This is a genomic window from Blastomonas fulva, from assembly GCF_003431825.1.
Classification (GTDB): domain Bacteria; phylum Pseudomonadota; class Alphaproteobacteria; order Sphingomonadales; family Sphingomonadaceae; genus Blastomonas; species Blastomonas fulva.
On record NZ_CP020083.1, the window covers coordinates 1,343,924 to 1,357,208 of the forward strand.

A 13,285-nucleotide genomic window follows, 5' to 3' on the forward strand; every position below is an offset into this window, starting at 1 on the left:
GACGCGTGCACAACAGCCCTGCGCAGACCATCACCATCGATCCTGTATTCCGCGCCGAACAGCGCAGCGCGCTGCTGGTCGACTTCGACGGAACGCTGGTCGATATCCGCAGCACGCCCGATGCGGTCGAGGTCAGCCGCGCGGTGATCGATGCCATCGCCAGGGCCTCGCGGCGCCTCGGCGGGCGGGTCGCGATCGTCAGCGGCCGCTCGATCGCGCAGCTCGAGGCGCTGTGGCCCGGCGCGATGCCCGAGATGGTGATGGCGGGTAGCCACGGACAGGAGCTCAAGGTCGAAGGCGCAGTACAGGGCCCGGTGCACACCGATCTGTTCGCGCAGATGGCCGAGGCCGCCAGCCGCCATTTCGGAAACGGCGCCGGGGTCGTGATCGAGGAAAAAACCTTCGGACTTGGCGTGCATTACCGCCAGAATCCGGCGCAGCGCGATGCGGTGCAGGCCTGGGTCACGGATCGGGCGCGCGAGCAAGGGCTGTTCATCCAGCAGGGCGACATGGTGTTCGAACTGCGACCGCGCGGCGCCGACAAGGGCGATGCGGTGCGCGCGATCATGGCGCTGGACCGGTTCAGCGGAAGCCGCCCCGTCTATATCGGCGATGATCTGACCGACATTCCCGCGTTCCAGGCGGTGCAGGCGCTTGGCGGCCATGCGATCAGCGTGGGCGAGCGCACTGCCGCGCATTCCGACGAGCAGGTCGGCGATGTTGGTGCGGTGCTGCGGCGCATCGGGGAGATGGCGGCATGAGCACTGCCCCCGACACTGCAGACGTCAAGAGCGACGCGATGAACCTGTGGCCGATCGGCAATTGCGAGATCGCAGCCCTGATCGATTCCAAGGCGTCGATCCGCTGGGGGTGCCTGCCGCGCTTCGATGGCGATCCGGTGTTCTGCTCGCTGCTCGAGCCCGAAAAGGACCACGGCTTTTGGGACGTGCTGCTCGAAGGCTGCACCCGGATCGAACAGCATTATGTGCGCAACACGCCGGTGTTGGTCACGCGGATGAGCGCGGATTGCGGCAATGTCATCGAGATCGTCGATTTCATGCCGCGCTACCAGCGCCATGGCCGGATGTTCCGCCCGGTGGCGATCGCGCGGATCATCCGCGTGATCAGCGGATCGCCGCGGATCGCGGTGCGGCTGCGTCCGGCGCACAGCTGGGGCGCCCAGACACCCGCGCAGACATCGGGGTCCAATCACATACGTTATATCCTCGATGACCATACCCAGCGACTGACCTGCAACGCCCCTTTGGGCTGGATCAGGAACGAGACGATGTTCCGGGTGGAAAGCGACCTGTATTTCTATTTCGGCCCTGATGAAGGGTTCGATGCCGATCTGCCCGCGACGCTTGAGGCGATGCTGGAGCAGACGGTGTCGACATGGCAGCACTGGGTGCGCGGGCTGCATCTGCCGCTGGAATGGCAGGATGCCGTGATACGCGCCGCGATCACGCTCAAATTGTGCCAGTATGAACAGACCGGCGCGATCGTCGCGGCGCTGACCACGTCGCTTCCCGAGCACGCCGATTCGGGGCGCAACTGGGACTATCGCTTCTGCTGGATTCGCGATGCGTACTTCACCGTCCAAGCCCTGAACCGGCTGGGCGCGCTAGATGTGCTCGAATCCTATCTGCATTATCTGCGCAACATCGTCGATGCGGCGCGCGGCGGGCATATCCAGCCGCTCTACGGCATCGGTGGAGAGGCGCAGATCGAGGAACACATCATGCCCGCGCTGAAAGGCTATAAGGGGATGGGGCCGGTGCGCAGCGGCAACCAGGCCTATGAGCAGATCCAGCACGATGCCTATGGCCAGATCATCCTGTCGAGCGTGCAGGCGTTCTTCGACCAAAGACTGCTGCGCCGCGCGACGGTGCAGGATTTCGAGGCGCTCGAGGCGGTGGGCCACCGCGCCTTCGATGTCTTCGACACCCCCGATGCAGGCCTGTGGGAGCTGCGCACCCGCAGCCACATCCATACCTATTCGGTGGCGATGTGCTGGGCGGCGTGCGACCGGCTGGCCAATGCCGCCAACGCCATCGGCCGCAGCGAGGCATCCAAATTCTGGCAGGACCGCGCCGACCATATCCGCCAGCATATCGACGATCACGCCTGGAGCGAGGAGGGTGACCATTATTCGGCGGTGTTCGGCGAACGCACGCTCGACGCCAGCCTGCTGCAGTTGCTCGACCTCAAGTTCGTCCAGGCCGACGACCCGCGCTTCATCACCACGCTGGCGGCGATCGAGGCAGGGCTGCGGCGCGGCAGCCATATGCTGCGCTATGCCGAGGAAGACGATTTCGGCATGCCCGAAACCGCGTTCAACGTGTGCACCTTCTGGCTGATCGAGGCGCTGCACGCCACCGGACGCGACGCCGATGCGCGCGTGCTGTTCGAGGAGATGCTCAGCCGCCGCACGCCTGCAGGGCTGTTGTCCGAAGACATCGACCCGCGCACCGGCGCCCTGTGGGGCAATTACCCGCAAACCTATTCGCTGGTTGGGCTGATCCAGTGCGCAGGCATGCTCTCACGGCCCTGGAGCGATGCACGATGAGCCGACTGATTGCCATTTCCAACCGGGTGCAGGCAGCCCAGGCCGGAGAGAATTCGAACCGGGGTGGTCTGGCAGTCGCGCTTTCGGCAGCATTGCGGGCGAGCAACGGCATCTGGTTCGGCTGGTCGGGCGAGCAGACCGACGAGTTTTCCGGCCAGATCAGCTTTCGCCGGCAGGATGGCGTCGCGACAGCGACGATCGATCTGGAAGCGCAGGATATCGAGGAATATTACAACGGCTTTGCCAACCGCACGCTGTGGCCGCTGTTCCACTATCGGCTCGACCTCACCGAGATCGCGCGCGACTTTGCCGGGGGCTATGCCCGGGTCAATGCGCGCTTTGCCGATACCGTCGCTCCGCTGATCGAGCCCGACGACATGATCTGGGTTCACGATTATCACCTGATCCCGCTGGGCAAGGGCCTGCGCGACCGCGGGTTCGAGAACCGGCTCGGTTTCTTCCTCCACACCCCCTGGCCGCCCGCCAGCCTGATGGTGTCGCTTCCCAACCATCGCGAGCTGGTCGCCAGCCTGCTCAGCCACGATGTCATCGGCTTTCACACCGACGAGTGGCGCGCCTCGTTCATCGACTATATCGTCACCCATCTCGACGCGCGGATCGAAGGCGAATTCGCGCATCATGACGGCCGGGTAACGCGGTTATTGGTGTGCCCGATCGGTCTGGACACCACCGAATTCACCAGCGCGCTGGGCACCGCCGCTGCGCTGAGCGCCGAAGAGCGGCTGATCACCAGCGCGGTGGGGCGCCAGGTCATCGTCGGGGTCGACCGGCTCGATTATTCCAAGGGGCTGCAGGAGCGGTTCCTTGCCTATGAGCAATTGCTCAATGTCCGTCCCGATCTGCGCGAAAAGGTGTTCATGCTGCAGATCGCGCCGCCCTCGCGGGGCGACGTCGCGAGCTATCAGCAGATCCGCGCCGATCTCAACAGCCTGTCGGGCGGGATCAACGGCGAGTTCGCCTCGATCGACTGGGTGCCGGTGCGCTATGTCAACAAGGGCTATGCGCGCGAGGAGCTGTTCGGCATCTACCGTGCCTCGCGGGTCGGGCTGGTCACCCCCTTGCGCGACGGGATGAACCTGGTCGCCAAGGAATATGTCGCGGCGCAGGACCCCGAGGACCCGGGCGTGCTCGTGCTGTCGCGCTTCGCCGGCGCCTCGGTACAGCTCGATGCAGCGCTGATCATCAACCCGCACAGCAGCGAGGACATGGCCGATGCCATTTCGCGCGCGCTCGTGATGCCGCTCGAGGAGCGCAAGGAGCGGCACGCAGCCATGCTCACATCGGTGGTGAAGGAGGACGTACGCTGGTGGAGCGCCAAGTTCATCGCCGCGCTGGCGGAGCCCGAGCCGCAGGAAGATCGCCCCAAGCTGGCGCTGGCCTCGAGCAAGCCTTGATGCAGAACCAGCGGGTCAGCGCGCCCGTTCGCTGAGCTGGCGTTCCCAGGCGAGGGCATGCGACACGATGGTGTCGAGATCATCGTGCTGCGGGGTCCAGCCGAAGCGTGCGCGGATTGCGCGGTTGTCGGCGGTGAGCGAGGCGGGGTCGCCCGCGCGGCGGCCCTGCAGCACGCGCTCGATCTGGCGGTTGGTCACCCGGTCGACCGCATCGAGAACCTCGAGCACAGAATAGCCATGGCCATAGCCGCAGTTGAGCATGTGCGAGCGCGCAGGCTCCTCGATCAGCGCCTCGAGCGCAAGCACATGTGCATGCGCCAGATCGCTGACATGGATATAGTCGCGCACCCCGGTACCGTCGGGGGTATCGAAATCGGTGCCGAACACGCCGACATTGTCGCGCTTGCCCAGCGCAGCTTCGACCGCGACCTTGATCAGGTGGGTCGCGCCTGCGGTCGACTGGCCGGTGCGCGCCTGCGGATCGGCGCCCGCGACGTTGAAATAGCGCAATGCGCAGTAGTTGAAATCGTGCGCCGCCGCGCAATCGCGCAGCATCCACTCGGTCATCAGCTTGGATGTGCCATAGGGATTGATCGGCACTTGCGGATCGGTCTCGGCGATCGGGCCGTCGCTGTCGGGCGTGCCATAGGTCGCCGCGGTGGACGAGAAGATGAAGTGCCGTACCCCGCCGGTGATCGCCGATTCGATCAGCGCGCGGCTCTTTACGGTGTTGTTGCTGTAATATTTGAGCGGATCGCTGACCGATTCGGGCACCACCACCGATCCTGCAAAATGCAGGATCGCGCCCACCTTCTGCTCGGCGATGATCTTTGCCAGCAGCCCGCCATCGGCGATGTCGCCTTGGAAGAACGCGACACCTTCGGGCACCGCCCAGCGGAATCCGGTAACCAGATTGTCGATCACCGCGACCTTCCAGCCTGCGTCCAGAAGCGCGAGCACGGCATGGCTGCCTATATAGCCCGCGCCGCCGGTGACGAGGATGGTGTGCTGGCCCTTGAAGCTGTCGATCGCGCTCATCGGCATGCTCCTCAGTGTCCGGCCTGCTCGCCCCGCTCCAGGCCGGAGGCGGCAAGCTGTTCGTCGATCTGCGCCATCAGCCGCTCGAGCCCGGCCTCGTCGCGCGCTTCGGCACGAGCGACCAGAACGTCCTGCGTGTTCGATGCGCGCAGCAGCCACCAGCCGTCTGCAGTGTTGACGCGGGCGCCATCGGTGGCGTTGACTGTCGCGCCGCTCGCCGAAAGCCGTTCGAGCACCTCGTCGATCACCGCGAACTTGCGGCTCTCGTCGACCTGGAAGCGCATTTCAGGCGTGTTGATCATCGGCGCCATGTCACCCCGCATCTCGGTTACCGACTTGCCCAGTACGGTCTGCGCCTCGATCAGCCGGACCGCGGCATAAAGCGCGTCGTCATAGCCATAATAACGGTGCTTGAAGAACACATGGCCGCTCATCTCGCCCGCCAGCGGACAGCCGGTTTCCTTCATCTTGGACTTGATCAGGCTGTGCCCCGTCTTCCACATCAAAGGCACGCCGGCCAGCTCGCTCACCCGGTCGAACAGCGCCTGGCTGGCCTTCACATCGGCGATGATCGTGGCGCCGGGAAGGTCTTTCAGCACCACTTCGGCGTAGATGCTCAGGAGCTGATCGCCCCAGATCACGCGGCCTTGGCCGTCGATCGCGCCGATCCGGTCGCCATCGCCGTCGAAAGCCACTCCGAAATCGAGGTTCTTTTCCGCGACAAGCGCCTTCAGGTCAGCGAGATTCTTCTCTTCTGTGGGGTCAGGATGATGATTGGGAAAATTGCCATCTACTTGCGTGAACAGCGTGAAGTGTTCGCCCGGAAGCCGGCTGACCAATCTTTCGACCGCAGGGCCAGCCGCGCCGTTGCCGCAGTCCCAGCCAACCCGCGCCGCAGCGCCGCCGAAATCCTCGACCAGCCGGTCGACATAGCGGTCGAGAATGTCGATCTGCCGCGAGGTGCCCGTGCCCGCGTCCCAGTCGCCCGATGCCGCCATCTCACCCAGCTTGCGGATATCCGCGCCGAAGAACGGACGGCCCTGAAAGACCATCTTGAAGCCGTTGTAATTGGCGGGGTTATGGCTGCCGGTTATCTGAATGCCGCCATCCGCTTCTTCTAGCACCGCTTCGGCATAATACAGCATCGGGGTGGGGCCCATGCCGACGCTGATCGCGTCGATGCCGCTGTCGTTGAGGCCGCGGATCAGCGCGGCTTCGAGCATCGGCGAGCTCACCCGGCCGTCATAGCCGACGACGACGCAACTGCCGCCGGCGCGCGCAATCAGCGTCGCAAAGCCGCGGCCGATGGCATAGGCGTCCGCATCGCTCAAAGTCTCGTCGATGATCCCCCGGATATCGTATTCGCGCAAGGTGGTGGGATCGAACTGATGGGTCATGGGAAAAGGTCTTCCGGAAATGTCAGGCGTGTAGCCATAGGACGTCTTGGGGTGCGAACCGTTGCTGCGGCACTACTGACAAATTGACGTGAACTCAATTGGCTTGGTGGCGCTCGGGTGCCGCGAACCACCGGCTTATGGCCTGGGCGATGCGGGCGGAACTGTGGCCATCGCCAAACGGATTGTGCGCCTGCGCCATGGCGGCATAGGCGGCCGGGTCGTCGAGCAATTGCGTGGCCTGCGCAACGATGGTCGCGCGATCGGTGCCGACCAGTCTTGCGGTTCCCGCCGCCACGCCCTCGGGTCGCTCGGTGGTGTCGCGCATCACCAGCACCGGCTTGCCCAGAGCGGGCGCCTCTTCCTGCACCCCGCCGCTGTCGGTCAGCATCAGCTCGGCGATCTGCAGCAGCCGGGTGAAGTTGAGATAGTCGAGCGGCTCGAGCAAGGCGACATTGTCCAGCCCGCCCAGGATCGGCAGCATCGCCGCGCGCACCTGCGGGTTCAAATGCACCGGGAAGATGATCGCGACATCGTCGCGCGCGGCCAGATCGCGGATGGCATGCGCGATGTCATCCATCCCGCTGCCGAAATTCTCGCGCCGGTGGGTGGTCACGCCGATGATGCGCTTGCCCGCAAACCGCGCCTCAACCGGCGCGATCACCGATGCCTGTGCGGGATCGTCGGCCAGCTTCGCGGTGACCCAGTGCAGCGCATCGATCACGGTGTTGCCGGTGACGAGGATCTTGTGGTCGGGCACCGCCTCGCGGCGTAGGGCGTTGGCGGCGGTCTCGGTCGGGGCGAAGTGCAGATCGGCAAAGCCGCCGATGATCTTGCGGTTCACCTCTTCGGGCCAGGGGTGATAGATGTTGCCCGAGCGCAGACCCGCCTCGACATGCGCGACAGGGAGCTTGCGGTAATAAGCGGCGAGCGCGCCGCACATCGCGGTCGCGGTGTCGCCCTGGACGATCACCATGTCGGGCTTTTCCGCGTCGAGCACCGCGCCGATGCCGGTGAGCAGCCGCGCGCTGATCTCGTCGAGGCTCTGCCCCGGCTGCATCAAGGCCAGGTCATGATCGGGCACAAGCCCGGCGATTTCGAGCACCTGGTCGAGCATCTCGCGGTGCTGGCCGGTGACCAGCACGACCGGCTCGAGCCCGTCAGCCTCGTTCAGCGCCGCGATCACCGGGAACAGCTTGATCGCTTCGGGACGGGTGCCGAAGATCACCATGATGCGTCGCGACCCGGTCTTGCCTTCTGTCATCTGCATTGCCCCCCGTTGACCCGCAGCTCAGCGGCCGACACTGACATAGGTGAAGCCCGCCGCCTTCATCTGCTCGGGCTTGTAGATGTTGCGCAGGTCGACCAGCGTGGTGCCGCGCATCGTGCGGAGCACGCGCGGCAGATCGAGCGCGCGGAACACGTCCCATTCGGTGACGATCACCGCGCAATCGGCCTGGTCGAGCGCCTGATAGGTGCCCGCCGCCATCGTCACCCCCGGCATCAGCGCGGTGGCTGCCTCCATGCCCTCGGGGTCATAGGCGACAACCTCGGCACCGGCGTCGATCAGCCCCTGCGCGATCACGATCGCGGGCGCATCGCGCATGTCGTCGGTGTTGGGCTTGAAGGTGAGGCCGAGCAGAGCGATGCGCTTGCCTTCGACATCGCCGCCCATCGCCGCGATCACCTTGCGCGCCATCGCGCGCTTGCGCAGGTCGTTGACCCGCACCACCGCCTCGACGATCTGCAGCGGTGCCTCATGGTCCTGCGCGGTCTTCATCAGCGCAAGCGTATCCTTGGGGAAGCAGCTGCCGCCATAGCCCGGCCCTGCGTGCAGGAACTTCGACCCGATCCGGCCATCGAGCCCGATCCCGCGCGAGACGTCCTGTACATTGGCGCCCACCTTCTCGCAAAGATCGGCCATCTCGTTGATGAAGGTGATCTTGGTCGCAAGAAACGCGTTGGCGGCGTATTTGATCACTTCCGACGTGCGCCGCGAGACGAACAGCAAGGGCGATTCGTTGAGGAACAGAGGCTGGTAGATCTCGCGCATGTATTCGCGGGCCCATTCGACCTCGGTGCCCACCACGATGCGGTCGGGGCGCTTGAAATCGCCGATCGCAGCGCCCTCGCGCAGGAATTCGGGGTTGGAAACCACCTCGAAATCGGCATCGGGTGCGGTGTGGCGGATGATCTTCTCGACCTCGTCGCCGGTGCCCACCGGGACGGTCGACTTGGTGACGATGACGCAGCGTTTGCGGATCGATTCGGCGATCTCGCGCGCGGCATCGCGGACATAGCTCAGGTCCGCAAAGCCATCGCCGCGGCGCGAGGGCGTGCCCACCGCGATGAACACCGCATCGGCATCGGCGACGCTTGTCGGCAGATCGGTCGAGAACGACAGGTTGCCGGCGCGGACGTTCTTGTTGACCAGCCCTTCCAGCCCCGGCTCGTAGATCGGCATGACTCCGGCGAGCAGCGACTCGATCTTGGCGGGATCCTTGTCGACGCAGACCACATCATGGCCGAAATCGGCAAAGCATGCCCCCGATACCAGGCCGACATAGCCCGAACCAATCATTGCAATCTTCATGTCAGGATAAGCTCCAGAGCGTCTTTGCCCCGTCTAGTTGCCGCCAGTGAGGGCGTCAAATGTTCAACTGGCGGGCGATTGACCGCGCCTGATAGCGGCAGAATGTTGCAATGATCTGAACGGCGCGGCTGTGTATGCCAGGGGGTCAGAGCGGCTTTTCGTAGATCACATATTCGCGGTTCACCTTGCTGTCGATCGCATCGGCAATCGCGACCATGCCCTGGTTGTCCTCCAGCACCCAGCCAAGCTCGCCGCGTACCGCGCCATATCTGCCCACCGCCTCGATGCGGATCGTCTCGATCATCATGAACGCCATCTGCGCCGCGAGCCGCGAATTCTGCAGCTCGGTGCGCACCCCCATCAGCGGCACGCGCACGCTGGGCGAGCGGCAATCGCGCAGCCACCACAGCAATTTGGCCCAGCCGAACGGCAGCAGCGAACCCTTGAGCGGCGCGGTGACCGCGTTGATATCGGGCAGCGTCATCAGGAACGCGACCGGGCGCCCGTCATATTCGGCGATCATGATCAGGTCCTCGCGCACCAGCGGGCGCAGTTTCTTGCCGATATAGGCGATCTCCGCATCGGTGATCGGCACGAACCCCCAGTTGTTGCCCCATGCCTCGTTGAGGATCTCCAGGATGATCGCCGCCTCCTCGTCGAACCTGCTCTTGTCGACCTTGCGGATGTGGATGCGATCGTTGCGGTGGCCCGATGCGACGATCCGCTGGATCAATGGCGAAAACCCGCCGACGATCGGCAACTCATAGGTCAGCAGCTTCTTCGCGGGGGCATAGCCCATCGCCTCGATCCAACCGCGATAGGCGCGGTTGTGGTGTCCCATCATCACCATCGGCGGTGTCTCGAAGCCGGCGGTCAGCAGTCCGGGCTCGTCCCAGATCGACAGGCTGAGCGGTCCGAGCGCGCGGGTCATCCCCTGGTCGCGCAGCCACGCCTCCGCCGCTGTCAGCAGCGCGCGCGCGACCTGTTCGTCGGCGGCCTCGAACATCCCGAAATTGCCCGTGCCCGGCCCCATGCCCTGGCTGACCGGCTGAGCGAGCGCGAGATGATCGATATGCGCCGAGATCCGCCCCACCACCTTGCCGCCGCGCAGCGCGATCATCGGCTGGACGGTGGCGTGGCCATAGAACGGGTTCTTGGCCGGATCGAACATCTCGCGCATTTCGGTGCGCAGCGGCGGCACCCAGGCCGGGTCCGACGCGTTCAGCGTATAGGCAATTTCGATGAATGCCTTGAGCCCCGCCTTGTCATTCACCGGGCTGACCCTTATTTCACCTGGGTTCGTCAACGCCGTTTCCTTGTCCGGGCCGCGACCTCATCGGGGTCCGGCCATGTGCGAAGCGTTCTTTGTCGCCCGGCCATGATCTGTGTCAAGGACATGCGGGCCAGATGTTGCCATGTTGCTGCCATCTTGGTCTGGCTTAAGCAGGCACTCACAAGCAGGATTTTTATGGCAAGCAGCTTTCCATTGACCGGCCCTGACGCCTCTGCATCGCAGGGTACGACCAGCGCGCGGGTCGTCGGCCAGGTGCCCGACGACATGGCGATGATCCGCGCGGCGGCGAGCCTGACGCGCGATCTCAACGCCGCGCGTCCGGCGATCTACTGGACCGATCTGCTGGCCTCGGTCGCGATCGGCTATGGCGGCCTGGCAGGCGCGATCCTGGCGGATTCGACCGCGCTCGCGGTGCTGTGCGGGCTGGTCGCGGTGCTGGCGCTGTACCGCGCGGGCAGCTTCATCCACGAACTCACCCATTTGCGGCCCGATGCGGTGCCCGGCTTCAATGCCGGGTGGAATGCGCTTGTCGGCATTCCGCTGCTGATCCCCAGCTTCATGTACGAAGGCGTGCACAACCTGCACCACCAGCGCCTGCGCTATGGCACCGCCAAGGATCCCGAATATCTGCCGCTCGCGCTGATGAAGCCGTGGACGGTGCCGCTGTTCGTCGCGGTGGCCGCGCTCGGTCCTGTCGGGCTGATCATCCGCTATGGCGTGCTTTCGCCATTGTCCGCGCTGATCCCGCCGCTGCGCCGCATCGTCGTCGAGCGCTATTCGGGGCTGGTGATCAACCCGGCATTCCGCCGCGTGATGCCGGAAGGTCCTGCCCGCCGCCAGTGGTTGGTGCTCGAGACGCTTGCCAGCGTCTGGGCGATGAGCCTGATCGCGCTGGTCGCGACCGGGACGATCCCGTTGCGCGTCTTTCTGATCGGCCTGGCCATCGCATCGGGCACGATGGTGCTCAACCAGGTCCGGACCCTGGTCGCGCATCTGTGGGAGAACGAGGAGCAGGTGATGAGCGTCACCGCGCAGTATCTCGACAGCGTCAACGTGCCCCCGCCCGGCCTGCTGCCCGAACTGTGGGCCCCTGTCGGCCTGCGCTATCATGCGCTGCACCATCTGCTGCCCGGCGTGCCCTATCACGCATTGCCCGAGGCGCACCGCCGCCTGTCGCGCGAACTGACCGGCGCCTCGACCTATGCGCTGGCGAATTATCGCAGCCTGTCAGGCCTGGTCGGTCGTCTGGTCCGCAGCACCTTCCGCACCACCGCGCGGCGCTAGTTTCGACCGTCATCCCCGCGCACGCGGGGGCTGCGGTCAGCTTTCAGCCGGGCTCGAGGCCGAGCCCGAACCCACGCCCCGCTTGCGCGGCTTGCGCTGGCGATCGACCATTTCGGGTTCGACCGGATCGCCCAGCACCGCGAGGCCCTGGCCCAGGGCCACGCGCTCGTCGAACACGAAGCAGCCGCCGGAAAACAGCGACTCCTCGGCGGGCACCTCCTCAAGATATTTGAGGATGCCGCCCTTGAGATGATAGACCTCGTCGAACCCTTTTGCGCGAACATAGGCGGTGGCCTTCTCGCAGCGGATGCCGCCGGTGCAGAACATCGCGATCTTCTTGCCCGACGCCTGCAGGGCGGCGGCCTGATCGTCAAACCAGGCGGGGAACTCGCTGAACCGCTCGGTCCCCGGATCGATCGCATGGACAAAGCTGCCCTGTTCGACCTCGAAGCTGTTGCGGGTATCGATCACCACCGTATCGGGATCGCTGATCAGCGCGTTCCAGTCGGCAGGGTCGATATAGGCTCCCTGGCCGTGCACCGGATCGATGTCGGGCACGCCCATAGTGACGATCTCGCGCTTCAGCCGCACCTTCATCCGGCGGAAGGGGGCAGAGAGCGCGCCCGAATACTTGACCTCGACATCGGCAAAGCCGGGCAGGCTGCGGATATGGTCGATCGCCGCGGCAACGCCCTGTGCCGATCCCGCGATCGTGCCGTTCACCCCTTCGCGCGCGAGCAGCAGCGTGCCGCACAGGCCATGCTGCGCGCACAGCGCCTCGACCGGGGGCCGGACGGCGGCGGGGTCCTCGATCCGCGCGAAATGATAGAGCGCGGCAACGGTGATCGGATAGTCGTCTGATTGGGTCATGCCCCGCCCATAAGCCACACTGCTGCCCGATGCCAATGCTCAGGCTTGCATGGGGGTGCGGACTGCGGCATGGCAGCGTCCATGGTTCCCCTTTCGTTCGCCGGACAGCAATTTGCGATCGTCGACCGCGCAGGCCTGTACTGGCCCGCGCAGTCCGCGCTGTTCGTCGCCGACCTGCATTTCGAAAAGGCGAGCTGGTATGCGGCATCGGGGCAGATGCTGCCGCCCTATGACAGCGCCGCGACGCTTGACCGGCTGGAAGCCGCGATCGCTGCGTGCGGCGCGACGAGCCTGTGGTGCCTGGGCGACAACTTCCACGACAGCCGCGGCGCGCAGCGGCTGGATGTCCGGCTGGCAGAGCGGCTCGAGAGCCTGTCGCGCCGCATTGCGCTCCACTGGATCACCGGCAACCACGACAGCGCGCTGGATGCGGGCTTTGGCGGGCAGGTGGTGGACGAGGCGGTGCTGGGCGGCCTCGCGTTGCGGCACCGCGCCGAATCAAGCCGCAGCGTGCCCGAGCTTTCGGGGCATTTTCACCCGCGCCTGAGGGTGCGGCTGCGCGGCCGGATGGTGTCGCGGCCGTGCTTCGTGCGCTGCGCGGAGCGCTTGATCCTGCCCGCCTTCGGATCGCTGACGGGGGGAATGGATGCGGGCGATCCGGCCATATTGGGGGTGATGGGCGAGGCCCCCCAGGCGGTTGTCGCTACGGAAAGCAAGGCCCTGGCGTTTTATCTTCAAAAAACCGCAGATTTGCGCGCCTGACGCAGGCTGTGCGCGTGTGTTGCGTTTTTGCGACAATCGGCTGCATTTTTGCGGGAGACCCGCGCA

11 protein-coding genes are annotated in these 13,285 nt (G+C 65.3%); 5 read left to right on the forward strand and 6 right to left on the reverse strand.

Annotated elements, in window-relative coordinates; translation table 11 throughout:
- Window positions 1-5 precede the first annotated feature (5 nt).
- Genes otsB through B5J99_RS06335 form a run of 3 tightly spaced genes read left to right on the forward strand, consistent with a single transcriptional unit; the run spans window position 6 to window position 3,984 of the window.
- Window positions 6-761, forward strand: a complete 756-nt coding sequence (gene otsB, locus B5J99_RS06325) for a trehalose-phosphatase (protein ID WP_162892481.1) — start codon at window positions 6-8, stop codon at window positions 759-761.
- Window positions 758-2,569 carry a glycoside hydrolase family 15 protein gene (locus B5J99_RS06330; protein WP_117351908.1) on the forward strand — a complete coding sequence of 604 codons (1,812 nt, stop codon included), beginning with the start codon at window positions 758-760 and terminating at the stop codon, window positions 2,567-2,569. Before otsB ends, B5J99_RS06330 begins: the two co-directional genes overlap by 4 nt.
- On the forward strand, window positions 2,566-3,984 hold the full coding sequence (locus B5J99_RS06335) for an alpha,alpha-trehalose-phosphate synthase (UDP-forming) (protein WP_117351909.1): 1,419 nt from the start codon (window positions 2,566-2,568) through the stop codon (window positions 3,982-3,984). The genes B5J99_RS06330 and B5J99_RS06335 overlap by 4 nt, the downstream gene beginning before the upstream one ends.
- A 15-nt stretch (window positions 3,985-3,999) precedes the next feature.
- Here B5J99_RS06335 and galE read toward each other — a convergent pair whose 3' ends face one another.
- The 5 genes from galE to B5J99_RS06360 all read right to left on the reverse strand — a co-directional run bounded on the left by galE (window position 4,000) and on the right by B5J99_RS06360 (window position 10,282).
- Window positions 4,000-5,022: a UDP-glucose 4-epimerase GalE gene (gene galE, locus B5J99_RS06340; RefSeq protein WP_117351910.1), complete on the reverse strand. Its 1,023-nt coding sequence runs from the start codon at window positions 5,020-5,022 to the stop codon at window positions 4,000-4,002.
- An 11-nt stretch (window positions 5,023-5,033) separates the two neighbouring features.
- Window positions 5,034-6,419 carry a phosphoglucomutase/phosphomannomutase PgmG gene (gene pgmG, locus B5J99_RS06345; protein ID WP_117351911.1) on the reverse strand — a complete coding sequence of 462 codons (1,386 nt, stop codon included), beginning with the start codon at window positions 6,417-6,419 and terminating at the stop codon, window positions 5,034-5,036.
- Window positions 6,420-6,513: 94 nt separating this feature from the next.
- The gene (gene wecB, locus B5J99_RS06350; protein ID WP_117351912.1) at window positions 6,514-7,686 is read right to left on the reverse strand and encodes a non-hydrolyzing UDP-N-acetylglucosamine 2-epimerase; all 1,173 of its coding nucleotides are present in this window, start codon (window positions 7,684-7,686) and stop codon (window positions 6,514-6,516) included.
- Window positions 7,687-7,707: 21 nt separating this feature from the next.
- Window positions 7,708-9,009, reverse strand: coding sequence for a UDP-glucose dehydrogenase family protein (locus B5J99_RS06355; RefSeq protein ID WP_117351913.1), 1,302 nt, complete (start codon window positions 9,007-9,009; stop codon window positions 7,708-7,710).
- A 145-nt stretch (window positions 9,010-9,154) separates the two neighbouring features.
- Window positions 9,155-10,282 (reverse strand): N-acetyltransferase, encoded by a 1,128-nt coding sequence (locus tag B5J99_RS06360; RefSeq protein WP_342768904.1) that lies wholly within the window; start codon window positions 10,280-10,282, stop codon window positions 9,155-9,157.
- 195 nt (window positions 10,283-10,477) lie between these two features.
- Here B5J99_RS06360 and B5J99_RS06365 point away from each other — a divergent pair, with 195 nt between their 5' ends.
- On the forward strand, window positions 10,478-11,587 hold the full coding sequence (locus B5J99_RS06365; protein WP_117351915.1) for a fatty acid desaturase family protein: 1,110 nt from the start codon (window positions 10,478-10,480) through the stop codon (window positions 11,585-11,587).
- Between the two features lie 36 nt (window positions 11,588-11,623).
- Here the strand turns inward: B5J99_RS06365 and trhO are convergent, their stop codons facing one another.
- A complete protein-coding gene (gene trhO, locus B5J99_RS06370) occupies window positions 11,624-12,457 on the reverse strand; it encodes an oxygen-dependent tRNA uridine(34) hydroxylase TrhO (RefSeq protein WP_117351916.1) in 834 nt (277 codons plus the stop codon).
- 81 nt (window positions 12,458-12,538) lie between these two features.
- Here trhO and pdeM point away from each other — a divergent pair, with 81 nt between their 5' ends.
- Entirely contained in the window at window positions 12,539-13,219 is a 681-nt protein-coding gene (gene pdeM, locus B5J99_RS06375; RefSeq protein WP_117353386.1) for a ligase-associated DNA damage response endonuclease PdeM, read from the forward strand.
- Window positions 13,220-13,285: the final 66 nt, after the last annotated feature.